Consider the following 22,511-nt stretch of genomic DNA (forward strand, 5'->3'; position numbering starts at 1 on the left):
GCGCATAGGCGCGGCGCTGGCGGTGCTTCAGCCGAGTTCCGGCAGCTTGCGCGGACGGCGATCGCGATCGGTGGCGACATAGGTGAGCGTGGCTTCCGTCACCTTCACGACTTCCTCGGAGAGGCTCATGCGCTGCGCGAACACCTCGACGTCCACCGTGATCGAGGTGTTGCCCGTCTTGACGATCTCGGCGTAAAAGCTCAGCAGGTCGCCGACGAATACCGGCTGCTTGAAAACGAACGAGTTCACGGCCACCGTCGCGACGCGGCCGTTGGCGCGGCGGCTCGCGGGGATCGATCCCGCAATGTCGACCTGCGCCATGATCCAGCCGCCGAATACGTCGCCGTGGACGTTGGCGTCCGACGGTTGGGGCATGACGCGCAAGGCGCAGGATTTTTGCGGAAGCATGGGCGAAAAGGTCATGGGTGCACTGTGAAAAAGTAAAAACGATCCGCGCCGCAAGGGCGCAAACGCCGCCGATCGGGTTCTGCGACAATACCGGCACGGGCGGTGTGGCGGCGTTGGAATTGTACGGGCAACGCCGAGCCCGAGTCCCCACATTTTGCAGAGTTGTTGCCGCGGCTGTCGCCGCCGATTTCATGCGACGTTTTTCCGCTTCCACCGAGCTCGCTCCGCCGTCCGACGCGCCGCGCCGCGACTGGCAGACGATTCGCTCGCTGCTGCCTTACCTCGCCACCTACAAGCGGCGCGTCGCGCTTGCGCTCACCTGCCTGGTCGGCGCGAAAGTCGCGAACCTCGGCGTGCCGATCGTCATGAAGCGCATCGTCGATGGTCTTGCGTCGATGCGGCATCTGACGGCGCTCGGCCGGGCCGAGCACGAACCGGCGATCGTGCTCGCGGGCGGCATCGCGCTGCTCGTCGTCGCCTATGCGGTCGTGCGGCTTTCGACGTCGGCGTTCACCGAGCTGCGCGAGATTCTGTTCTCGAAAGTCACGGAAAGCGCCGTGCGCGAGCTCGCGCTGAAGGTCTTCCGGCACCTCCATTCGCTTTCGTTGCGCTTTCATCTCGAGCGGCAGACGGGCGGGATGTCGCGCGACATCGAACGTGGCACGCGAGGCATTCAGCAACTGATTTCTTATTCGCTCTACAGCATCTTGCCGACCCTCGTCGAAGTCGGTCTCGTGCTCGGCTTTTTCATCGTCAAGTACGAGGCCTACTACGCCGTGGTCGCGTTGATTGCGCTCGTCGTCTACATCGCATTCACGGTGAAGGTCACGGAATGGCGGACGCACTTTCGCCGGACGATGAACGAACTCGATTCGCGCGCGAACTCGCGCGCCATCGATTCGCTGCTCAATTACGAGACCGTCAAGTATTTCGGGAACGAGGAGTGGGAGGCGAAGCGCTACGACGAAAACCTCAAGCGCTACCGCGCGGCGGCGATCAAATCGCAGAACTCGCTTTCGCTGCTGAACTTCGGGCAGCAGACGATCATCGGCACGGGTCTCGTCTTCATTCTCTGGCGCGCGACCTCGGGCGTGATGGCGGGACGGCTCACGCTCGGCGACCTCGTTCTCATCAACACGTTCATGCTTCAGCTTTATATCCCGCTGAACTTTCTCGGCGTGGTCTATCGCGAGTTGAAGCAGGCGCTCACCGATATGGACCGGATGTTCACGCTGCTGGGCGCCGCCCGCGAGATACCCGATGCGCCCGGCGCCGCGTCGCTCGCCGTACGCGGGGCGGAGCTCTCGTTCGAGCGCGTCTCGTTCGCCTACGAGCCGTCACGGCAGATCCTTCACGACGTGAGCTTCACGATCGCCGCCGGCACGACGACGGCCGTCGTCGGCGCAAGCGGTTCCGGGAAATCGACGCTCGCGAGGCTCCTTTTTCGCTTTTACGATCTCGACCGGACGTCGGGCGGTGCAATCCGCATCGACGGGCAGGACATCCGTGACGTGAAGCAGGAGACGCTGCGGGCGGCGATCGGCATCGTGCCGCAGGACACGGTGCTGTTCAACGATACGATCTACTACAACATCGCTTACGGCAGGCCGAGCGCCACGCGCGAGGAAGTCGTCGCGGCCGCGCGCGCCGCGCATATTCACGACTTCATCGAGGGATTGCCGAAGGGTTATGACACGCCCGTCGGCGAGCGCGGTCTCAAGCTGTCGGGCGGCGAGAAGCAACGCGTGGCGATCGCGCGCACGCTCCTCAAGGACCCGCCGATCCTCGTTTTCGACGAAGCCACCTCGGCGCTCGATTCCCGCTCGGAGCGCGCGATTCAGGCGGAACTCGATCAGATCGCGCGCGGACGCACGACGCTCGTCATCGCGCACCGACTCTCGACGGTCGTCCACGCGCATCAGATCATCGTGATGGACCACGGCCGCATCGTCGAGCGCGGCACGCACGCCGAGCTCGTGCGCGCGGGCGGTCATTTTGCGCAGATGTGGGCACTGCAACAGCAGCAGGCGGCGCGCGAGGCGCCGCTCGCCGACCCGGCGATCGTCAACGGGTCCGCACGCTGAGTGTCGAGTCGAGCTCGCGCAATTGCTGAGGAGTCCCGACGTTTTCCCAGAGTCCGTCATAGAGCTCGCCGCTTGCGCGGCCGGCTCCGATGGTTTCGCGGTAGTACGGCTTCAACGCGCAGCGCTCGCCGCGGCCGAGGCCGCGGAACATCCGTGTGTCGTAGAGTCCGATGTTGCCGAACGTGTAGCGCGGGGCGCCGTCGAGTGCAAGCTGACCGTCGATCAGCGCGAAGTCGCCCGTCGGATGAAACGGCGGGTTCGGGACCATGACGAGGTGCATGCCCGGTTGCGCCGATTGCGCGAGTCGCCCGGCGGGCTCGTGTAAGCGGGCGTAATCGAAATCGCAGTAGATGTCCCCGCTCACCGCGACGAAGATCTGAGGCCGGCCGTCATCCTCGAGAAGCGGCAGCGCCTGAGCGATCCCACCCGCCGTTTCCAGTGCGACGGTTTCCGCCGAGTAGGCGAGGCGCACGCCCCAGCGCGAGCCGTCGCCAAGCGCCGCTTCGATCCGCTCGCCGAGCCATGCATGATTGACGACGATCGTCGTGAAGCCTGCGCGAGCGAGGCGCTCGATCTGCCAGACGATGAGCGGCTTGCCGCCCACCTCGAGCAACGGCTTCGGGCAGGTATCGGTAAGCGGCCGCATTCTTTCGCCGCGGCCTGCCGCGAAAATCATCGCCTTCTTGATCGGCGCCGCGTTCGCGGCTTCTGCCGCCGCTCGTTGTGTCGCGTTGGTCGGCTTGGCCGTCATGTCGTTCTGTTTATCCAGTTATTGGAAACGTCGAAAGGCTCAGAATGTATAGCCGATTTCGGCGGTGCGGCCGTCCAGTTCGTCGATCAGTTGCGCGAACGGCGCGAGCGGCCGGTACCGTTCGCTGACTTTGCGCGCGTAGCCGATGAAGCGTGGCAGATCGGCGAGATAGCGCGCTTTGCCGTCGCGGTGATTGAGCCGCGAAAAGAGTCCGAGGATCTTGATGTGGCGCTGCAGGCCCATCCACTCGATCTGCCTGTAGAACTCGCCAAAATCGGGGTCCACGGGAAGCCCCGCCTTTTTGGCGCGCTCCCAATAGTAGACGAAGCAATCGAGCTCGAACTCCTCGTCCCAGGTCAGAAAGGCATCGCGCATGAGCGAAGCGACGTCGTAAGTGATCGGCCCCATCACCGCATCCTGGAAGTCGAGCACGCCCGGGTTCGGCTCGCGGATCATGAGGTTGCGGGGCATGAAATCGCGCAGCATGTAGACCTGCGGCTGCGCGCGTGCGCTCGCGATGACGAGCGCGTAGGTGCGGTCGAGCACGGCGCGCGTTTTCTCGTCGACGGCACGGTTCAGGTGGCGGCCAATGTACCACTCGGGCATGAGCTCCATTTCGCGGCGCATGAACGCTTCGTCGAACACGGGCAACACCCCTTCGCGTGACGCGAGCTGCCAGCGGATCAGCGCGTCGAGCGCGTCCCGCATGAGCGGCCGCGCGCTTTGTGGATCGTTCGCGTCGAGTGCAGCTATGTAGGACCGCGTGCCGAGATCGGTCACCAACATGAAGCCGCGCTCGAGATCGCATTCGAGCACTCGCGGCACGTGCACGCCCGCTTGCGCGAGCAGGCCCGCGATCTCGGCGAATTCGCGGCATTTCTCGGGCGGCGGGGCGTCGACGGCGATGAGCGTCGCGCCGTGATCGCCAGCCGATACCAACCGGAAATAGCGGCGGAAGCTTGCATCGGCGGAAGCGGGTGCGAGCGTGGCAAGGTCGAGCGCATAGCGCGCCGCGTGCGTGCCAAGCCACTCGCCCATCAAATCGAGGCGGGCGTCGGCGGGGGAGGTCGTCGTCATGAAAGGCGGGATGCAAAACGTCTTGCCATATAATACCCGACGACTTTTTTTGATGCGCCCCGTGTTGGCCCTCGCACGGTCCCGTTGGACCGCCTTTCATCGCGCGCCCTGGTAAGCGGGCGCTCGATGAGACCGCCACGTCCCGCGGCGGTGCACGCAGGCAGCGACCGGCCCGTTGCCGGCCCGCCGGCCGATTCGAATATCGATACATGCCGCCCAGACACCTTCGAACGCATCCCTTCGGCTTCCGCATCTGCGATCGCGCCCCGCGCATGAAACGGCTCGCCGCGGCATTGATTGCCGTGCCGGGTCTCATGCCCTCGATCTCGAATGCGCAGCTATCCGGCGCCGCAGCCGAGCCGCAGCAGATCGACGTGCCTTGGGGGCTGCGGCTCGCGCCGCAGATCGAGGAGCATCCGCTCGCCCCAGGCAGCGCTCCCTCGACGTTCGTGCTCGGCGACCAGGCGAGCGGCACGGCGGACCGCGACATGGCCGCGAAGGGTGCCGCCGAAGTGCGGCGCGGCGTGTCGGTCGTGAAAGGCGATGCGCTTCACTACGATCAGGACACCGACATGGCCGATGCTTACGGGCATGTGCGGATCAGCACCAACGGTGCGGTGTTCTACGGGCCCGAGGCCCATATGCAGGTCGAATCGAGCCAGGGCTTCATGCCGGTGCCGAAGTATCGCTTCACCACGCGCGGCGGCTCGGGAAGCGCAAAAGAGGTCAAGCTGCTCGATAGCGAGCGTTCCGTATTCACCGATGCGACCTACACGGCGTGCCAGTGCGAAACGCGCCCCGCCTGGTACATCCGCGGCAGCAAGTTCGAATTCGACACGGGCGAGGACGAGGGCGTCGCGCGCAACGGCGTACTGTTTTTCCAGGGCGTGCCGATCTTCGCGAGCCCGTGGCTTTCGTTTCCGCTCAGCAACGAGCGCAAGAGCGGCCTGTTGCCGCCGACCTTTTCGTTCGGCTCGACGAATGGGTTCGATTTCTCGCAGCCGTACTATTTCAATATCGCGCCGAACCGCGATCTGACGGTGACGGGGCGCTACATCGAAAGGCGCGGCGTGCAGTTGCAGCAGCAGTTCCGCTATCTTTCGCCGAGTTACTCGGGCACGTTCTATACCGATTACCTGCCGAACGACGCCGCCGCCCACCGAAACCGCTACGCGATCTTCTGGCAGCACAATCAGAATCTCGGCAACGGGTTCGGCTTTTACGTCAACTACAACAAGGTCTCGGATATCAACTATCCGTACCAGCTCGGCTCGGCGGGCAACCAGTACACGGTCGGCGCGCAGCTCGTGTATGCGCAGGAAGCCGGCTTCACCTATAACAGCGGGCCTTGGTCGGTGCTGTTGCGCGAGCAGCACTGGCTGTCGTTCGATCCCGGCGCGACGCCTTACGGGCGCGAGCCGCAATTGAACGTCAAGTACACGCGGTACAACGTCGGCGGCTTCGACTTCGGCGCGGAGGCCGACGCGACGCGTTTCACGATACCGGTCTCCAATTCCACGCAAGGCGATCGGTTTGCTTTCAATCCGTACGTGTCTTACGGCATCTATGCGCCCGGCTACTTCATCGTGCCGAAAGTGCAGGCCCACGTTGCCGCGTACAACCTCACGAATATCGGCACGGACGTGCCGGCGGGCGAGCCCAAGAACTTCACCGAGGCGGTCCCGACGTACAGTTTCGACAGCGGCCTCATCTTCGAACGGTCGGTGCGGCTTTTCGGCGGCGACTACATCCAGACGCTCGAGCCGCGGCTCTACTACGTCTATTCGCCGTACCGCAATCAGAATCGCGCGCCGCTCTTCGACACGGCTCCGCTCGATTTCGGGCTTGCCGAGATGTTCATGCCCAATTCGTTCGTCGGCAACGACCGCGTGGCCGACGCGAACCGCGTCACGACGGCGCTCACGACGCGTTTCATCGACGCCGCCACGGGCGACGAGCGCGCGCGCTTCGTCATCGCCCAGCAATACAACTTCGTCAACCAGCGCGTGCTGGTCAGCACGACCAACGTGCAACCCGGGACGAAAGGCTCGAACGTCATCGCGGGCGGATCGCTCAAGATCGGCGCCGGTTTTTCGACGCAGGCGGCCGTCCAATATAATGCCGAGCAGAGTCAGTTCGTCCAGGCCATCACCGGCTTCGGCTTCAGCCCCGCCGATCGCAAAGTGATCAACTTGTCGTATCAATACACGCGGGCCGATCTGGCACTCAACAACAACGAGCCGATCAACCAGTTGCTGATCTCGGGCGAATGGCCGATCACCCGGCGCATCTTCGCGGTCGGGCGGATCGAGTACGATTTGGCCGACAACCGTGTTGTCGACGGACTGGTCGGCTTCCAGTACGATGCCGACTGCTGGGGCTTCGGCATCGGTCTGCAACGCTATGTGAACGGGATCACGGCCTCGGGTGTGCCGAGTTCCGGCACGCGCGTGCTCGCGCAACTGACGCTGAAGGGCCTCTCGCACGTGGACAACGGGCTCACGGCGGCGTTCAGGGCCGGCGTGGAAGGCTATCAGCCGCCCCCGCCGCCGGCGCCGCCGCTTTCGCGATTCTCCGATTACGAGTGAGGGCGAGGCGGCGGTCAGCATTTTCCGGCGCGCCGCGGGCGCGAGGAGCATTGTGCAAGACGACGGGGAAGGGCCTCGTGTTTCGACGGCCCGACAACAATGGAGTAGCTGTGGCAATCACGAATAAGCTTCGCATGGCAACGCTTGCGGCCAATATTGCCGCCGCTTGCGGCCTATTTGTCGTTTTTCTCGTCGTTCCGGCAACGCCGGCGGCGGCGCAGGCATTGCAAGGCGCGCCCGCGTCGACGCCCGGGTCGTCTCAGGCGGCGCAGCCCGTCGATTCGGTGGCGGCCGTCGTCAACGACGACGTCATCACCGAGCGCGAGCTGCAGCTGCGCGTCGATCTGGTCGCGCGTCGTCTGCAGCAGCAAAATGCGCCGGTGCCTCCCGCCGAGCAGTTGAAGCAGCAAGTGCTCGATCAAATGGTGCTCGAGCGGATCCAGTTGCAAAAGGCGAAGGAAGACGGCATCAACATCGACGATGCAGCCGTGCAGTCGACGTTGCAGCGCCTCGCCCAAGCCAACAACATGACGCTCGAAGTCTACCGCGCGCGGCTCGAAGCGGAAGGCGTGCCGTGGTCCGTCTTCACGCGCGACGCGCGTACCGAGCTCACGCTTTCGAAGCTGCGCGAGCGCGAGGTCGACAGCCGGATCAGCGTATCCGATGCGGAAGTCGTCAACTACATCGCGAGCCAACGCGGTCCCGGCTCGAAGGCGGAACAGGACTTGCGCATCGAGCATATCCTCGTGAAGGTGCCCGACGGCGCGACGCAAGACGTCCTCGGGGCGGCCCAGCAGAAGGCTCAGGCGATTCTCGATCGCGCCAAGAAGGACGGCGCGAACTTCGAGTCGCTCGCCAAGGACGAATCGCAGGCGGCCGACGCGAAAAAGGGCGGGGACCTCGGCTTTCAGCCGCCGTCGCAGTTGCCGAGTGAGTTCGTCGAAGCGTCTTCGCAGTTGCGCCCCGGCCAGGTCAGCCCCAATCTGATCCGCACGAGTGAAGGCTTCGAGATCATGCGTCTCGTCGATCGGCGCACGGGCGTCGGCGGCTCGACGAGCGAGGCGGCAAAGCTGATGCAGACCCATGTGCGCCATATCCTGCTGCGCGTGAGCCCGACCGGCCTCTCGGAGCAGGAGGCGCGCAGGAAGGAGCTCGAAATCCGCCAGCAGATCGAACAGGGCGGCGATTTCGCCAAGTTCGCGCAATCGTACTCGCAGGACGGTTCCGCCTCGCAAGGCGGCGACCTCGGCTGGATCAGCCCCGGCGAGACGGTGCCCGAGTTCGAGCGGGCCATGAATAACCTGAAGGACGGCGAGGTGAGCGAGCCCGTGCGCACCGAGTACGGCTATCACTTGATCCAGGTGCTCGGCCGGCGCGAAGCGCCGGGTTCGATCCAGCAGCAGATGGATATGGCGCGGCAGGCGATAGGCCAGCGCAAGGCCGAGCAGGCGTATGCCGATTGGCTGCGGCAGCTGCGCGATTCGGCCTACGTCGAGTACAAGCTCGGCAGCTCGCTCGCGCAGCAGTAAGGCCACGAGAGAAGCGGCGCCGTGCGGGAGCGAGGCGCCGGCCGCTGCGATTGAGGCGTGCAGCGGCGCAATGAGCGACGAGAGATGACGAACGCGACGACGAACGAAAAGCGTTCCCCCCTGCGGATCGCGATTACGACGGGCGAGCCGGCTGGCGTCGGCCCGGAGCTGACGGCGATGGCGCTCGCGGGCGCCGCGGCCCATTGGCCCGATGCCCACTTCACCGTATTCGGCGACGAGGCTTTGCTGGAGGCGCGCTCGCGCGCCGTCGGCGTCGACTGGACTGCGCTCGTCGGTGGCTCCGCTGCGACTGGCATGGCCGCAACCAGCGGGCGCCCGCCGAGCGACGTCCGCGTGCACGTCGAGCATCGTCCGCTCGCTACCGCCGCTCAGGCCGGCCGGCTCGACGCGGCCAACGGTCGTTACGTGCTCGGCCTGCTCGACGGCGCCATCGACGGCGCGCTCGCCGGCACCTTCGATGCGATCGTGACGGCTCCGCTCCAAAAGAGCACGATCAACGACGCGGGCGTGCCTTTCACGGGCCACACCGAGTATCTGGCCCAGCGCACGGGAACCGCGCGCGTCGTGATGATGCTCGCGGGCACGGGCGCGCGCCCGCTGCGCGTCGCGCTCGCAACGACGCATCTGCCGCTGAAAGATGTGCCCGCGGCGCTGACTGTCGATGGGCTCGTCGAAACGCTCGCGATCATCGATCAGAATTTGCGGCGCGATTTCGGGCTGCCCGTGCCGAGAATTCTCGTCACGGGCCTGAATCCGCATGCGGGCGAAAACGGCTATCTCGGGCGCGAGGAGATCGATGTGATCTCGCCGGCGCTGACGCTCGCGGAGCAGCGCGGGATCGACGCGCGCGGCCCTTATCCCGCCGATACGCTGTTTCAACCGCGCTACCTCGAGCAAGCCGATTGCGTGCTCGCGATGTTCCATGATCAGGGGCTGCCGGTGCTCAAGTACGCGACGTTCGGGGAAGGCGTGAACGTGACGCTCGGGCTGCCGATCATCCGCACGTCGGTCGATCACGGCACGGCGCTCGATCTGGCCGGCACCGGGCAGGCCGATGCGGGCAGCCTCATCGCCGCGATCGACACGGCGGTGGCGATGGCGCGGAACCGGCGCGGCGCTTGAGCGAGCGCTCGAGCCGATTCGCCGCGCCGCTCGACTATCCATCACTTCGATTCCATCTTTTCCGCGCTTTCCACGACCCGATGTCCACGAGCAGACAGCATCAAAGCCGCCAGCATGAAGGCCACCTGGCGCGCAAACGGTTCGGGCAGAACTTTCTCGTCGACATGGGCATCATCGATTCGATCGTCGACGTGATCCGTCCCGAGCGGGGCCAGCGCATGGTCGAGATCGGCCCTGGGCTCGGCGCGCTGACGGAGCCGCTGATCGAGCGGATCGCGACGCCCGACTCGCCGCTGCATGCGGTCGAGCTCGATCGAGACCTCATCGCGCGGTTGGAGAAGAAATTCGGGGAACGGCTCGCGCTGCACGCGGGCGATGCGCTCGCGTTCGATTTCGGCTCGCTCGTCGAGACGCGCGACAGGCCGACGCTGCGCATCGTCGGCAATCTGCCCTACAACATTTCCAGCCCGCTGCTCTTTCACCTGATGTCGTTCGCGCCGATCGTCGTCGACCAGCATTTCATGTTGCAGAACGAGGTAGTCGAGCGGATGGTCGCCGAGCCGGGCTCGAAGGCGTTCGGGCGCCTGTCGGTCATGCTGCAATACCGCTATGTGATGGACAAGCTGCTCGACGTGCCGCCCGAATCGTTCCAGCCGCCGCCGAAAGTCGATTCGGCGATCGTGCGGATGATCCCGTTTGCTCCGGACGAGCTCGCGCCCGTCGACGAGCGCGTGTTCGCCGATCTCGTCCTGGCCGCGTTTTCGCAGCGGCGCAAGATGCTGCGCAATACGTTGTCCGCCTACCGGGAGCAAGTCGATTTCGATGCGCTCGGATTCGATCTCTCCCGTCGAGCCGAAGAAGTGTCCGTCGACGAATACGTACGTGTGGCGCAGGCGCTTGCGCCGGGGCGAGTGCCTTCCGAGTGAGCGCGCCGTGCGGCGTGCCGTTTCGGCGCTCGAGTCGCGCCGGGCTCGCAGCGGCGTTTCGGCTTTCTTGATAGATTCAAGGTTTGTCGCGTTCCGTTTTTCGACCGAAGGGAGGACAGCATGCGCCTGCTTCACACGATGCTGCGAGTCGGCGATCTCGATCGCTCGATCGCGTTTTATACGAACCTGCTCGGCATGAAAGTGTTGCGCCGGCAGGACTATCCGGAGGGCCGCTTCACGCTCGCATTCGTGGGCTATACGGACGAAAGCGAGGGCACCGTCATCGAGCTCACGCACAACTGGGGCACGCCATCGTACGACCTCGGCACGGGATTCGGTCATCTGGCCGTCGAGGTCGACGACGCGTACGCGGCCTGCGAACAGATCAAGGCGCAAGGCGGCACGGTCGTGCGCGAGGCGGGCCCGATGAAGCACGGCACGACGGTGATCGCATTCGTCACCGATCCGGATGGCTACAAAATCGAGTTCATTCAGAGAAAGCGTTGACGTAACCGCGCCGCGCGCGCCATTGCGCGCGTGGCTCTGCCCTCGATGGAACTGTCCGATCGGCCTTGCGCCACAGCCCTCGCGCTCGAGCGCGACCCGCCAAAAGCCTCAACGCCGCACCAATCCGGTAAAATTCATCGTTTCGCAGCGCGGGTCGCATGAATGATCGCGTCCCGCGCCCGGCCGTGCATTCGGAAATCCAGTCCGGCCGGCCTTTCGACACGTCGGCGGAACTCAGCGGCCTCATGCGCCGCCCGCCGCAAAAGGCACGACATGCTCACGTTCCAGCAAATCATCCTGACGCTGCAGTCCTATTGGGATCAACAGGGCTGCGCGCTGCTTCAGCCGATCGACATGGAAGTCGGCGCCGGCACGTCGCACGTGCACACGTTCCTGCGCGCCGTCGGCCCCGAGCCCTGGCGTGCCGCCTATGTGCAGCCGTCGCGCCGCCCGAAGGACGGCCGCTACGGCGACAACCCGAACCGCCTGCAGCACTACTACCAGTACCAGGTCGTGCTGAAGCCCGCGCCCGAAAACATTCTCGATCTCTATCTCGGCTCGCTCGAGGCGCTTGGCTTCGACTTGAAGCAAAACGACGTGCGCTTCGTCGAAGACGATTGGGAGAACCCGACGCTCGGCGCCTGGGGGCTCGGCTGGGAAGTCTGGCTGAACGGCATGGAAGTGACGCAGTTCACTTATTTCCAGCAGGTCGGCGGCCTCGATTGCAAGCCGGTGCTCGGCGAAATCACCTACGGCCTCGAGCGCCTCGCAATGTATCTGCAAAAGGTCGAGAACGTCTACGACCTCGTCTGGACCGAATGGGAAGAGGCGGGCCCGAACGGTCCGGAGTTGCGGCGCCTCAGCTATGGCGACGTTTATCACCAGAATGAAGTCGAGCAATCGACCTACAACTTCGAGTTCGCGAACGTCGATCTGCTCTTCACGCTTTTCAACAGCTACGAGTCCGAGGCAAAGCGGATGATCGAAGCGCAGCTCGCGCTGCCGGCCTACGAGCTGGTGCTGAAAGCTGCGCACACGTTCAACCTGCTCGATGCGCGCGGTGCGATTTCGGTCACGGAGCGCGCGGCCTATATCGGCCGGATCCGTGCACTTTCGCGGCTCGTTGCGCAGGCCTACTACGATTCGCGCGAGAAGCTCGGCTTTCCGATGCTCGGCAACCCGGTGCACGGCGTGAGAGGCCTCACGACCGATGAGCAGGACGCCGCGATGCCGGCCTGGACGCCGCCGCTCAGAGCGGAGCGAACGGTCGACGAGAAGTGACGAGACCCGATAAAGATCCGACAACATGAATCAAGACTCTACCGCCTCCCTGCTCGTCGAGCTGCTGACCGAGGAGCTGCCGCCGAAAGCGCTGGCGCGGCTCTCCGATGCCTTCGCGCAAGGGCTCGTCGAGCGGCTCGCGGCGCGCGATCTGATAGACGGCGAGCCGTCTTTCGAGCGCTTCGCGACACCGCGCCGCCTCGCCGTGCTCGTCAAACGCGTGCGCGCCGTCGCGCCCGAGAAGCATGTGCGCGAGAAAGTGCTGCCCGTTTCGGTCGCGCTCGACGCGAACGGCCAGCCCACCGCGCCGCTAGCCAAAAAGCTTGCCGCGCTCGGCTTTCCCGACACTCGGCTCGACGAGCTCGAACGCGCGTCCGACGGCAAGGCGGAAGCGTTTTTCCTCCGCTACTCGGCGCCCGGCGCGACGCTTGCGGACGGCCTTCAGGCTGCGCTCGACGAAGCGCTCGCGAAACTGCCGATCCCGAAGGTGATGACCTACCAGCGTCCCGACGGCACGAGCGTTCAATTCGTGCGCCCGGTCCAGCGGCTCACCGTCCTGCATGGTGAGGAGGTCGTCCCGGTCACGGCTTTCGGCATCGATGCCGGCGACGCGACGCTCGGCCACCGCTTTATGTCCGAAGGCCTTGTGGCGATTCTCCATGCCGACGAATACGCATCGACGTTGCGCACGAAGGGGCGCGTCGTCGCGAGCTTCACCGAGCGCCGCGAGACGATCGCCACGCAACTGCTCGCGCACGCGCAGGCCGACAAGGTGCTGATGCCGGATGCCTTGCTCGATGAAGTGACGGCGCTCGTCGAGTGGCCGGCGGTCTACGAGTGCCGCTTCGAGGACGAGTTTCTGCAGGTCCCGCAGGAATGCCTGATCCTCACCATGCAGACCAACCAGAAGTACTTCGCGATGACCGACGCGGCCGGCAAGCTGCGCTCGAGGTTTCTGATCGTCTCGAATATCGAGACCAAAACGCCTGTCGAGATCGTCGAAGGCAACGAGCGTGTGGTGCGCCCCCGATTGGCCGACGCCAAGTTCTTTTTCGAGCACGACAAAAAGAGGCCGCTGGCCGAGCGCGTGCCGCTCCTCGCCAATGTGGTGTACCACAACAAGCTCGGGTCCCAACTGAAGCGCGTCGAGCGACTCGTCGCGCTGACGGGGACGATCGCTCCGTTCATTCATGCCGATGTCGAGCTCGCGCGGCGCGCTGCCTATCTGGCGAAGGCGGACCTGCTGACCGACATGGTCGGCGAATTCCCCGAGTTGCAGGGCACGATGGGCACTTACTACGCGCGGCACGACGGCGAAGCCGAGGATGTCGCGCTAGCCTGCAGCGAGCACTATCAGCCGCGCTTTTCGGGGGACGAACTGCCCTCGACGGGCGTGGGCACCGCGGTCGCGCTTGCCGACAAGCTCGAGACGCTCGTCGGCATCTGGGGGATCGGCCTCGTGCCGACCGGCGAAAAGGATCCGTTCGCGCTGCGCCGCCATGCGCTCGGCGTGCTGCGCCTATTGATCGAGAAGCAGCTGCCGATCGATCTCGTCGATCTGCTGCACGCGGCCTATGCCTGCTTTGCGAGCGAGCCGCATGTTGCGGAAGCGACTCAGGCGCTCTATGCCTTCTTCATGGACCGCCTGCGCGGCTTGCTGCGCGAGCGCGGCTATACGGCGGGCGAGGTCGAGGCCGTGCTGAGCCTCGAGCCGAGGCGGCTCGACGATATCGTCGAGCGACTCGACGCGGTGCGCGAGTTCGCGGCGTTGCCTGAAGCCGAGGCGCTGGCCGCGGCCAATAAGCGGATCGCCAATATCCTCAAGAAGTCGGAAGCCGAGGCAAAGCCCGCGCCGGCGACCGTTTCCCCGTTGGTTGCCGACATCCGGCCTGGCGTCGAGCCGAAGCTGCTCGTCGAAGCCGCTGAAAAGGCGCTCAACGACGAGCTCCGCAAGGTTGCGCCGGCAGTCCAGTTGCAGCTCGCGCAGCGCGACTACACGCGCGCGCTGTCGGCGCTCGCGACGCTGCGGGACCCCGTCGATACCTTCTTCAACGACGTCATGGTCAATGCCGACGACGAGGCGCTGCGCAAGAACCGGCTCGCGCTGCTCGCCGCGCTGCACGCGCAAATGAATTGCGTCGCCGATATTTCGAAGCTTGCGGCTTAGCCCATGACCAAGAAACTCGTCATCCTCGATCGCGACGGAGTCATCAACGTCGATTCGGATGCGTTCATCAAGTCGCCCGACGAATGGGTCGCGATTCCGGGTAGTCTGGAAGCCATCGCGCGGCTCAATCAGGCCGGCTATCGCGTCGTCGTTGCCTCGAATCAGTCGGGCATCGGGCGCGGGCTCTTCGACATGGCCGCGCTCAACGCGATGCACGCGAAAATGCAACGCGCGGCGGCGGCCGTCGGCGGGCGCATCGATGCCGTGTTTTTCTGCCCGCACACGGCGGACGACCAGTGCGAGTGTAGAAAGCCGAAGCCGGGCCTCCTCAAGATGATCGTCGAGCGCTTCGAGATCGAGCCGGCCGTGACGCCCGTTGTCGGCGATTCGCTACGCGACTTACAGGCGGGCGCCGCGCTCGGCTTTCCGACGCATCTCGTGCTGACGGGCAAAGGCGGCGAAACGCTGGTCGCTGGCGGCTTGCCCGAAGGCACGCGCGTGCACGAAAATCTGAAGGCGTTCGCGCTCACGTACCTCGCCGATCAGGACGAGTGACGCCAAACGATCGACGACACCGATGCGCTTCCTTCGCTCCCTTCTGCTTTTCCTCTACCTCGTCGTCTATACGATTCCGTACGCGATCGCCTGTTTCATCGCCTTTCCGTTCCTGCGTGCCGACAAGCGGTACTGGATGGCCGTCGGCTGGTGCCGCTCGACCCTCGCGGTGCTGCGGCACCTGAACGGGATCCGCCATCGTGTCGAGGGGCTCGAAAATTTGCCCGACGGCCCCGCCGTGCTGCTCTCGAAGCATCAATCGGCCTGGGAAACGCTCGCGCTGCCGGCAACGATGCCGCACCCGCTTTGCTTCGTCTTCAAGCGTGAGCTGCTCTACGTGCCGTTCTTCGGCTGGGCGCTCGGCATGCTGAAGATGATCCATATCAATCGCAAGGAAGGAAAGTACGCCTTCGCTTCGGTCGTCAAGCAGGGGCGCCGGCGCCTCGACGAAGGCGCCTGGGTCATCATGTTTCCCGAAGGCACGCGCACGCCCGTCGGCAAGCAGGGCAAGTACAAGACCGGCGGTGCGCGCTTCGCGCTCGATACCGGAGCGCTCGTCGTCCCGATCGCGCACAATGCAGGACATGTCTGGCCGCGCAACTCGTTCATCAAGTACCCGGGCATCGTCACCGTTTCGATCGGCAAGCCGATCGATCCGAAAGGATTGACCCCCGACGAGCTCAATACGCGCGTCGAGACATGGATCGAAGCCGAGATGCGCCGCATCGACCCAGGCGCCTATTCGAACAGGGAAGCCGATGCCGAAGCCCGTAACGCCCCGTTCAGCCAAAGCACTCGATAGCCGGCAGCTCGACTTGCCGCTATTCGTCGAGCCGCACGTCGATGCCGCTTTGCCGCCGTCGTCCCCTTCATCGCCGACGCAGACGCCGGCTTCTCCCTTTGCCCCCGCCGCCAAACTGCGCCGCCTGACGCTGAACGGCCGCACACTCGAGTACAGCTTGAAGCGGTCGGCGCGGCGCACGATCGGTTTCGCGATCGACGGCACCGGCCTCACGATCACGGCGCCGCGCTGGGTCACGCTTGCCGACATCGAGGCGGCCATCGTCGGCAAGGAACGCTGGATTTTCGCCAAGCTGGCCGAATGGCAGACGCGCGCCGAGCAGCGCGCGCTGCCGCGGATCGACTGGCAGGACGGTGCGCAGATTCCCTACCTGGGCAAGCCGGTGCGTATCGCGCTCGCGTCGGCGCACGGAAGGTTGACCTTCGACGTGGACGCGGCCTTGCTCGCGCTCGCGCTGCCGGGATCCGCCGACGCGCAGCAGATCAAGGACCGCGTGCAAGGTTGGCTGCAAGGGGAGGCGAAGCGGCTTTTCGGCGAGCGGCTTGACGTCTACGCGCAAAAGCTCGGCGTCGGCTTCAAGGGGTATGCGTTGTCATCGGCCGCGACGCGCTGGGGCAGCTGTTCGAGCGACGGGCGCATCCGGCTCAACTGGCGCCTCATTCATTTCCCGCTCTCGATCATCGATTACGTCGTCGCGCACGAACTCGCGCATCTGCGGGAGATGAACCATAGCCCGCGCTTTTGGCAAACGGTTGAGTCGATCTTCCCCGAGTTCCGCGAAGCGCGGCATACGCTCAAGCATCATCCGCCGGAGTTGCTGCCGGCATTGTGAGGCGGGGGCTGCGTCTCTCCCTTCTCCGATGCGCGTTGCAGCCCGCCAGGCCGCTGGGTGATCCGCCGGTTGCAGTCGGCGCTTCAGTCGTTGCGCCGCTTTTGCCTGGCCGGCCCGAACGCGAAGCCGAAGGCGAGCAGCATCAGCGACACGGCGAGCACGATGTTGTTGCCCGCCGCGATATAGGGGGTGCGGCCTGCCGTGCCCTGAACCGTCACATCGAGCGAGCCGACCGTCATCGCAGGCAGCTTCGCCACGACGCGGCCGTGCGCGTCGATCGCGGCCGTCGTTCCCGTATTCGTCGCCGCGAGCATCGGGCGGCCCGTCTCGAGCGTGCGCATGCGCGCCATCTGCAAATGCTGATCGAGCGCGATGGTGTCGCCGAACCATGCGAGATTCGACACGTTGACGAGCACGCCGGCCGGCGTCGCCGTTTCGCGCAGCGAGCGCGCGATCTCTTCGCCGAAGATGTCTTCGTAGCAGATATCGACGTCGACCGGCTGGTTGTGGACCATGAACGGCCGCTGCACCGGCTGGCCGCGTGCGAGATCGCCGAGCGGGATGTTCATGAGCTGCACGAACCAATGAAAGCCCAACGGCACGAACTCGCCGAACGGGACGAGATGGCGTTTGTCGTAGCGGTAGAGCTCATTGGAGTTCGGCGTGATACCGAAGAGGCTGTTCGTCGGATCGATCATCTGGCCATCGGGCGTGATCGTCGCGCCGAACGCGCCAACGAGGATGGATGAGCCGGTGCTGTCGGCAAACTTGCGCACAGCCTGCGCGAACGGCGGCGGAAATTGCTGCGGCAGCAGCGGCACGGCCGTTTCGGGCGTGACGATCAGATCGGCCGGCTTCTCCGTGATCATCCTTTGATAGAGCGCGATAGCGTCCCGCACGCCCGCTTCGTCGAACTTCATTTCTTGCTTGACGTTGCCCTGCAGAACGCGTGCGTTGAGCGGTGCGTTCGCCGGCAGCGTCCATGTGACGCGCGTGAGCAGCATGCCGCTCGCGATGAGCCCCAGCGCGAGCAGCCCCGGGCATATCGCGGCGGCCACCCACCGCTCGCGGCCGCGGCGAGCGATGCCCGCGTGGACCGCCTGGACGATGAGCGCCGCGACGAGCGCCCCGATCCACCCGACTCCATAGACGCCCGCAATCGGCGCGAAGCCCGCCAGCGGGCCGTCCACCTGTGCGTACCCGCTCGCGAGCCACGGAAAGCCGGTCAGCATCGTGCCGCGCAGCCATTCTCCGATCGCCCACGCGCTCGCGAACGCGAACGTGCCGTGCCACGTCGGGTAGAACGGCAGTTCGCCGCGTCGCCTGCCGTTTTCGGCATGGCCGGCGCAAAACGACCATAGGCCCGCGGATAGGGCGGGGTAGAGCGCGAGGTAGAGCGAGAACAGCACGACCGCCGCGCCCGCGAGCGGCGCCGCCATCTCGCCATAGTCGTGCATGCTGACGTAAAGCCACCAGACGCCCGTGACGAAGTTGCCGAGGCCGAACGCGCCACCCGTCAGCGCCGCGCTTTTCCAGCCGGTCGTGCGCGTGAGCCAGGCGTAGAGAAAAGCGAACAGCGCGAGCGCGAGCCAGCCGCCATGCGGCGTCGGCGCGAACGACAGCGTGTTGGCCGCGCCGGCCGCGAGCGCGGCAAGGTAATGCCAGCGGGGCAGCGCTCGCGGTGCCGAGATCGGTCGGTCGAACGGGCGTCCTGGGCGATCGTAGCGTCCCGCGCTACCGGAACGGAGGCTGGCGCCGGCGGCGTTCGCCGCATCGACCGAGGTGGCTGCGCGTTGGCGCGCGCGGGGCAAAATCGGTTCGGCCACTCAGCTCTCCACGTGCTGCTGTTCGCGCTCGCGCTGGCCGGCGAGCGGATCGCGCCGGACGAGCAGCATGTGGATTTGGCGGGCGTCGGTGCGCAGCACCTCGAAGATCAGGTCGTCGATGCGCATGCGCTCGCCGCGGTGCGGCACGCGGCCAAAGCGATGCGTGACGAGCCCGCCGATCGTGTCGACTTCCTCGTCGGAGAACTGCGTGCCGAAGGTCTCGTTGAACTGCTCGATTTCGGTCAGCGCGCGCACGCGGTAGCGGCCGTCGGGCGACGCGATGATGTTCCCGCTTTCTTCGTCGAAGTCGTACTCGTCCTCAATGTCGCCGACGATCTGCTCCAGCACATCTTCGATCGTAATGAGGCCGGCGACGCCGCCGTATTCGTCGACGACGATCGCGATGTGATTGCGGTTCACGCGGAAATCATGCAGCAGCACGTTGAGCCGCTTCGACTCGGGAATGAACACGGCGGGCCGCAACATGCCGCGCACGTCGAAATCCTCTTCCGCGTAGTAGCGCAACAGGTCCTTCGCGAGCAGGACGCCGATCACGTTGTCGCGGTTGCCTTCATAGACGGGATAGCGCGAGTGGGCCTTCTCGAGGACGTACGGAATGAATTGCTCGGGGGGCTCGGCGATGTTGATCGCGTCCATCTGCGCACGCGGGATCATGATGTCGCGCGCGGATAGGTCGGAGACCTGGAATACGCCTTCGATCATCGAGAGCGAGTCCGCATCGATGAGATTGCGCGTATGCGCGTCCTGCAAGATTTCGAGCAGCTCGCTGCGCGTTTCGGGCTCGGGCGAGATGAGATCGGTCAGGCGTTCGAGCAGCGAACGCTTTTCATGCGGTTTGTCGGTGTGTCGTCGACTGGGATAGGAGTCGTTCATGGCGAAGCGTCCGAGACGGCCGGACGCGTGGTAAGCGGAAAGTTAAGGATACACCAGGCGCAAGACTCTCCAAGCGCGCGCGCCATCCTGATAAAGTCGCGCAACGCGCATCGACGAATGCGCGCATACCTCATGCACGGTGCTCTTTTACCCTTCTCGCGCGAAACAAATATGTCGGACGATTTTGAAGTGCACGGTCCCCATGACGAAGCCCTCGAACATGCGGGACATGGCGGTCATCATGCGCCGCCCGATCCGTTTGCGGGTCGGGTCGCGGTCATGACGGCCGTATTCGCGACGTTGGGCGCCATTTTCTCGTATCAGGGCGGCTCCACCGAAGGGCTCGCGCTCTTTTACAAGAACGAAGCGGCGATTCGCAAGACCGAGGCGGCCGATCAGTGGAGCTACTATCAGGCGAAGGGGGAAAAGCAGAACCTCGCCGAGCTCGGTGCGGCCTTGACGAGCAAGGATACGGCGGCGAGCGCGAAGTTCCAGGCCGACGTCGCCAAATACGAGCAGCAGAAGGCGGCGATTCGCGAGCATGCCGAAGCGCTAGAAAAGGGCGTGCGCGAAGCCGACGCCGAAAGCGAACAGCAGCTCCACAGGCATCATCGCTGGGCGCAGGCCACGACGCTTACGCAGATCGCGATTTCGCTGGCGGCCATCACGCTGCTGACGCGACGCCGATGGCTGCTCGTCGGGGCGTTGGGCGTGGCCGGCGTCGGCGTGCTCGTCGGCGTGGCGGCCGCGTCGGGATTTTGAGTCAGCGAAGCGGGGCCCTCGGAAAGCTCAATCGTCCGCGCGGCAGCGCGCGAGCAAGGCCTCGAGCGCGCGATCGGGCATGCCGCTTTCGCGCAATGCCTGCACGGTGCGGCTCACGTAATCGAGCGTCGTGCCGTAGCGCCCGCGCGCGCAGCCGAACACCGCCTTGACGACGGCATCGGGCAGCTTCCCGGTATAGGTGGGGACATCGCGCCGCATGACAAACGCGAGCGCCGGGACGCACCGTCCGTCGACGAGCCGGCAGGGCAGCCACTGCGGCCGATACGAGCCCATCGGCATTTCGCGTTGCCACAGCGCTTGCAGATGCGGCATCGCCGTTTCACCGGTGAGCCGGAAGGCGACGCCCGTGCAGGAGCCGCCGCGATCGAGCGCGAGCACGAGCCCCGGCTGCTCGGGGGTGCCGCGGTTGACGCGCGACCAAAGGTAAAGCCCGCGGTGGTAGCCGTTCACGCGCGCACGCACGCTTTCCGCCACGGGCATGCCCGGGTTCCAGATGAGGGATCCATAGCCGAAGAGCCAGAGATCGCACTTGCCGTCCCAGTCTTTCAACGCACGGGCGAGCGACGCGGCGAGCTCCTCGTCGGACAGCAGCCGGCCTTCGGCCAACGCGGGCGGATAGGCGCAATCGCCGGCGGCAGCGGCGCCGTCATCGAGGCGAAGGTTGGGGGAATCGGGAAATCGCGCCATGTCGAAATTCGTCGGGCGCCGTCAACGTTCGTGCTCGGCGTACGGATCGGCGAAACCGAGTCCTCCAAGAATATCGGTTTCGAGCGCCTCCATCTCGCGCGCTTCGTCCTCCTGCTCGTGGTCGTACCCCTGCGCGTGCAGCGTGCCGTGCACGATCATATGCGCGTAGTGCGCCTCGAGCGCTTTGCCTTGCTCGGCTGCTTCTCTTTCGATGACGGGGCAGCAGACGACGATGTCGCCCGTGACCGGCTCGTCGGCGCTTTCCGCGTAAGCGAACGTCAGCACGTTCGTCGCATAGTCCTTGCCGCGATAGGTGCGATTGAGCAGACGGCCCTCGTCGGCGTCGACGAAGCGCAGCGTCAGCTCGCCGTCGGCGAAGAGGGCCGACTTGATCCACTTGGCGACGCGCGCGCGCGTCAGCAGCGCCTTATGGCGCGGATAAGCCGACGCTGCCGGGAACTGCAGCGCCAGTGTCAGCTTGGGCGTGTGGGTGGCGCTCATGTGGGCAATCCGTCTCTGTCGTGATCGCTGCCAAATGGCGCGGAACGCCGTGGCCCGCGCTGGCGCCGCGTCATACGGGCGCTAACGATCGTCGCGCCCGGGCTTTTCCTGGTCGTCGTTTTTCGCATGTTTGTCATAAGCCTCGACGATGCGGGCAACGAGCGGATGACGCACGACATCGACACTCGTGAACCGCGTGAGCGCGATGCCGCGCACGTTCGCGAGCACCTGCTGCGCTTCGATGAGCCCGCTTTTTGCCCCGCGCGGCAGGTCGACCTGCGTCGTGTCGCCGGTGACCACGGCTTTCGAGCCGAAGCCAATACGCGTGAGGAACATCTTCATCTGCTCGGGCGTCGTGTTCTGCGCTTCGTCGAGAATGATGAACGCATGATTGAGCGTGCGGCCGCGCATGTAGGCGAGCGGGGCGATCTCGATCATCTGCCGCTCGAACATCTTGGCCGTCTTGTCGAAGCCGAGCAGATCGTAGAGCGCGTCATAAAGCGGGCGCAGATACGGATCGACTTTCTGCGCGAGGTCGCCCGGCAGGAAGCCGAGGCGCTCGCCGGCTTCGACGGCCGGCCGCGTGAGCACGATGCGCTTCACCTGATCGCGCTCGAGCGCGTCGACCGCGCAGGCAACAGCGAGATAGGTCTTGCCAGTGCCGGCCGGCCCGACGCCGAACGTCACGTCGTGCGAAACGATCTGCTTGAGGTATTCGCGCTGGTGCGGCGTGCGCCCGCGTAGATCCGCCCGGCGCGTGTAGAGCTTGGGACCGAGCTCTTCCAGATCCTCGTCGTCGAGCCCCGCCGGCTCGTCGAACGGGTGATCGGGGTCATAGCGCACGCCCGCCGCCTCGAGCGGTTCGTCGGCCATGCCCGCGCCACGGTTGCCGGGGTGGCGCGCCTCGACGAGGGCGAGTTGAATGTCGTCGACCGATAGCGGCTCGCGTGCGCGATTGTAGAAGTTCTCGAGCGCGCCGAGCGCAACCTTGGCGCCGCGCCCGCGGATAGCGATCCGGTGCCCGCGACGCTGCAGCGTCACATCGAGTGCCTGCTCGATCTGCCGCAGATTCTCGTCGAGCGGTCCGCAAAGGTTGGCAAGGCGCGCATTGTCGTCGCGCGGTGCGTTGAATTCCAGAGGCTGGGCTGTTTTCAAGGTCAAACGGTTGTC

20 protein-coding genes are annotated in these 22,511 nt (G+C 65.3%); 12 read left to right on the forward strand and 8 right to left on the reverse strand.

Annotation, left to right across the window (positions count from 1 at the left end; all coding sequences use genetic code 11):
* Positions 1-27 precede the first annotated feature (27 nt).
* Positions 28-423, reverse strand: coding sequence for an acyl-CoA thioesterase (locus AB4Y31_RS11570; protein WP_020566544.1), 396 nt, complete (start codon positions 421-423; stop codon positions 28-30).
* 176 nt (positions 424-599) lie between these two features.
* Here AB4Y31_RS11570 and AB4Y31_RS11575 point away from each other — a divergent pair, with 176 nt between their 5' ends.
* Positions 600-2,492, forward strand: a complete 1,893-nt coding sequence (locus AB4Y31_RS11575; protein WP_368674031.1) for an ABC transporter ATP-binding protein/permease — start codon at positions 600-602, stop codon at positions 2,490-2,492.
* On the opposite strand, the gene murU is transcribed toward AB4Y31_RS11575, so the two are convergent.
* Both murU and AB4Y31_RS11585 read right to left on the reverse strand, forming a co-directional pair.
* Positions 2,473-3,168 (reverse strand): N-acetylmuramate alpha-1-phosphate uridylyltransferase MurU, encoded by a 696-nt coding sequence (murU, locus tag AB4Y31_RS11580; protein ID WP_368674489.1) that lies wholly within the window; start codon positions 3,166-3,168, stop codon positions 2,473-2,475. The genes AB4Y31_RS11575 and murU overlap by 20 nt on opposite strands.
* 114 nt (positions 3,169-3,282) lie before the next feature.
* Positions 3,283-4,320: an aminoglycoside phosphotransferase family protein gene (locus AB4Y31_RS11585; protein WP_368674032.1), complete on the reverse strand. Its 1,038-nt coding sequence runs from the start codon at positions 4,318-4,320 to the stop codon at positions 3,283-3,285.
* Positions 4,321-4,529: 209 nt separating this feature from the next.
* Here AB4Y31_RS11585 and AB4Y31_RS11590 point away from each other — a divergent pair, with 209 nt between their 5' ends.
* The 10 genes from AB4Y31_RS11590 (at position 4,530) to AB4Y31_RS11635 (ending at position 16,650) form a co-directional block, all read left to right on the forward strand.
* The gene (locus AB4Y31_RS11590) at positions 4,530-6,908 is read left to right on the forward strand and encodes an LPS-assembly protein LptD (protein ID WP_368674033.1); all 2,379 of its coding nucleotides are present in this window, start codon (positions 4,530-4,532) and stop codon (positions 6,906-6,908) included.
* Between the two features lie 110 nt (positions 6,909-7,018).
* Positions 7,019-8,437, forward strand: coding sequence for a peptidylprolyl isomerase (locus AB4Y31_RS11595; RefSeq protein WP_368674034.1), 1,419 nt, complete (start codon positions 7,019-7,021; stop codon positions 8,435-8,437).
* 84 nt (positions 8,438-8,521) lie between these two features.
* The gene (pdxA, locus tag AB4Y31_RS11600) at positions 8,522-9,580 is read left to right on the forward strand and encodes a 4-hydroxythreonine-4-phosphate dehydrogenase PdxA (RefSeq protein WP_368674035.1); all 1,059 of its coding nucleotides are present in this window, start codon (positions 8,522-8,524) and stop codon (positions 9,578-9,580) included.
* Positions 9,581-9,660: 80 nt separating this feature from the next.
* The gene (gene rsmA, locus AB4Y31_RS11605; protein ID WP_368674036.1) at positions 9,661-10,506 is read left to right on the forward strand and encodes a 16S rRNA (adenine(1518)-N(6)/adenine(1519)-N(6))-dimethyltransferase RsmA; all 846 of its coding nucleotides are present in this window, start codon (positions 9,661-9,663) and stop codon (positions 10,504-10,506) included.
* Between the two features lie 120 nt (positions 10,507-10,626).
* A complete protein-coding gene (gene gloA / locus AB4Y31_RS11610) occupies positions 10,627-11,013 on the forward strand; it encodes a lactoylglutathione lyase (RefSeq protein WP_368674037.1) in 387 nt (128 codons plus the stop codon).
* A gap of 273 nt (positions 11,014-11,286) precedes the next feature.
* Positions 11,287-12,294 (forward strand): glycine--tRNA ligase subunit alpha, encoded by a 1,008-nt coding sequence (glyQ, locus tag AB4Y31_RS11615; RefSeq protein ID WP_368674038.1) that lies wholly within the window; start codon positions 11,287-11,289, stop codon positions 12,292-12,294.
* Between the two features lie 25 nt (positions 12,295-12,319).
* Positions 12,320-14,461, forward strand: coding sequence for a glycine--tRNA ligase subunit beta (gene glyS, locus AB4Y31_RS11620; RefSeq protein WP_368674039.1), 2,142 nt, complete (start codon positions 12,320-12,322; stop codon positions 14,459-14,461).
* Positions 14,462-14,464: 3 nt separating this feature from the next.
* Positions 14,465-15,016: a D-glycero-beta-D-manno-heptose 1,7-bisphosphate 7-phosphatase gene (gmhB, locus tag AB4Y31_RS11625; protein WP_018443732.1), complete on the forward strand. Its 552-nt coding sequence runs from the start codon at positions 14,465-14,467 to the stop codon at positions 15,014-15,016.
* Positions 15,017-15,038: 22 nt separating this feature from the next.
* Positions 15,039-15,818 carry a lysophospholipid acyltransferase family protein gene (locus AB4Y31_RS11630; RefSeq protein ID WP_368674040.1) on the forward strand — a complete coding sequence of 260 codons (780 nt, stop codon included), beginning with the start codon at positions 15,039-15,041 and terminating at the stop codon, positions 15,816-15,818.
* Positions 15,775-16,650 carry a M48 family metallopeptidase gene (locus AB4Y31_RS11635; RefSeq protein ID WP_368674041.1) on the forward strand — a complete coding sequence of 292 codons (876 nt, stop codon included), beginning with the start codon at positions 15,775-15,777 and terminating at the stop codon, positions 16,648-16,650. Before AB4Y31_RS11630 ends, AB4Y31_RS11635 begins: the two co-directional genes overlap by 44 nt.
* 83 nt (positions 16,651-16,733) lie before the next feature.
* Here the strand turns inward: AB4Y31_RS11635 and lnt are convergent, their stop codons facing one another.
* On the reverse strand, positions 16,734-18,341 hold the full coding sequence (gene lnt / locus AB4Y31_RS11640) for an apolipoprotein N-acyltransferase (RefSeq protein WP_368674490.1): 1,608 nt from the start codon (positions 18,339-18,341) through the stop codon (positions 16,734-16,736).
* A gap of 135 nt (positions 18,342-18,476) precedes the next feature.
* Complete coding sequence (locus AB4Y31_RS11645) at positions 18,477-19,370, reverse strand: HlyC/CorC family transporter (RefSeq protein ID WP_368674042.1); 894 nt, start codon at positions 19,368-19,370, stop codon at positions 18,477-18,479.
* A 171-nt stretch (positions 19,371-19,541) separates the two neighbouring features.
* On the opposite strand from AB4Y31_RS11645, the gene AB4Y31_RS11650 reads away from it, so the two are divergent.
* On the forward strand, positions 19,542-20,132 hold the full coding sequence (locus AB4Y31_RS11650; protein ID WP_368674043.1) for a DUF4337 domain-containing protein: 591 nt from the start codon (positions 19,542-19,544) through the stop codon (positions 20,130-20,132).
* Positions 20,133-20,159: 27 nt separating this feature from the next.
* Here the strand turns inward: AB4Y31_RS11650 and AB4Y31_RS11655 are convergent, their stop codons facing one another.
* The 3 genes from AB4Y31_RS11655 to AB4Y31_RS11665 all read right to left on the reverse strand — a co-directional run bounded on the left by AB4Y31_RS11655 (position 20,160) and on the right by AB4Y31_RS11665 (position 22,496).
* A complete protein-coding gene (locus AB4Y31_RS11655) occupies positions 20,160-20,840 on the reverse strand; it encodes a gamma-glutamylcyclotransferase (RefSeq protein ID WP_368674044.1) in 681 nt (226 codons plus the stop codon).
* Between the two features lie 21 nt (positions 20,841-20,861).
* On the reverse strand, positions 20,862-21,341 hold the full coding sequence (ybeY, locus tag AB4Y31_RS11660; RefSeq protein WP_018443739.1) for an rRNA maturation RNase YbeY: 480 nt from the start codon (positions 21,339-21,341) through the stop codon (positions 20,862-20,864).
* An 81-nt stretch (positions 21,342-21,422) separates the two neighbouring features.
* Positions 21,423-22,496, reverse strand: a complete 1,074-nt coding sequence (locus AB4Y31_RS11665; protein ID WP_018443740.1) for a PhoH family protein — start codon at positions 22,494-22,496, stop codon at positions 21,423-21,425.
* Positions 22,497-22,511: the final 15 nt, after the last annotated feature.

This window comes from Trinickia sp. EG282A (assembly GCF_040965455.1).
Classification (GTDB): Bacteria; Pseudomonadota; Gammaproteobacteria; order Burkholderiales; family Burkholderiaceae; genus Trinickia; species Trinickia symbiotica.

Bases quoted from the DNA above. Each gene is read 5' to 3' on its own strand.
- AB4Y31_RS11570 (WP_020566544.1), bottom strand. From the start codon at position 423: ATGACCTTTTCGCCCATGCTTCCGCAAAAATCCTGCGCCTTGCGCGTC.
- AB4Y31_RS11575 (WP_368674031.1), top strand. From the start codon at position 600: ATGCGACGTTTTTCCGCTTCCACCGAGCTCGCTCCGCCGTCCGACGCG.
- murU (WP_368674489.1), bottom strand. From the start codon at position 3,168: ATGATTTTCGCGGCAGGCCGCGGCGAAAGAATGCGGCCGCTTACCGAT.
- AB4Y31_RS11585 (WP_368674032.1), bottom strand. From the start codon at position 4,320: ATGACGACGACCTCCCCCGCCGACGCCCGCCTCGATTTGATGGGCGAG.
- AB4Y31_RS11590 (WP_368674033.1), top strand. From the start codon at position 4,530: ATGCCGCCCAGACACCTTCGAACGCATCCCTTCGGCTTCCGCATCTGC.
- pdxA (WP_368674035.1), top strand. From the start codon at position 8,522: ATGACGAACGCGACGACGAACGAAAAGCGTTCCCCCCTGCGGATCGCG.
- rsmA (WP_368674036.1), top strand. From the start codon at position 9,661: ATGTCCACGAGCAGACAGCATCAAAGCCGCCAGCATGAAGGCCACCTG.
- gloA (WP_368674037.1), top strand. From the start codon at position 10,627: ATGCGCCTGCTTCACACGATGCTGCGAGTCGGCGATCTCGATCGCTCG.
- glyQ (WP_368674038.1), top strand. From the start codon at position 11,287: ATGCTCACGTTCCAGCAAATCATCCTGACGCTGCAGTCCTATTGGGAT.
- glyS (WP_368674039.1), top strand. From the start codon at position 12,320: ATGAATCAAGACTCTACCGCCTCCCTGCTCGTCGAGCTGCTGACCGAG.
- gmhB (WP_018443732.1), top strand. From the start codon at position 14,465: ATGACCAAGAAACTCGTCATCCTCGATCGCGACGGAGTCATCAACGTC.
- AB4Y31_RS11630 (WP_368674040.1), top strand. From the start codon at position 15,039: ATGCGCTTCCTTCGCTCCCTTCTGCTTTTCCTCTACCTCGTCGTCTAT.
- AB4Y31_RS11635 (WP_368674041.1), top strand. From the start codon at position 15,775: ATGCCGAAGCCCGTAACGCCCCGTTCAGCCAAAGCACTCGATAGCCGG.
- AB4Y31_RS11645 (WP_368674042.1), bottom strand. From the start codon at position 19,370: ATGAACGACTCCTATCCCAGTCGACGACACACCGACAAACCGCATGAA.
- AB4Y31_RS11650 (WP_368674043.1), top strand. From the start codon at position 19,542: ATGTCGGACGATTTTGAAGTGCACGGTCCCCATGACGAAGCCCTCGAA.
- AB4Y31_RS11655 (WP_368674044.1), bottom strand. From the start codon at position 20,840: ATGGCGCGATTTCCCGATTCCCCCAACCTTCGCCTCGATGACGGCGCC.
- ybeY (WP_018443739.1), bottom strand. From the start codon at position 21,341: ATGAGCGCCACCCACACGCCCAAGCTGACACTGGCGCTGCAGTTCCCG.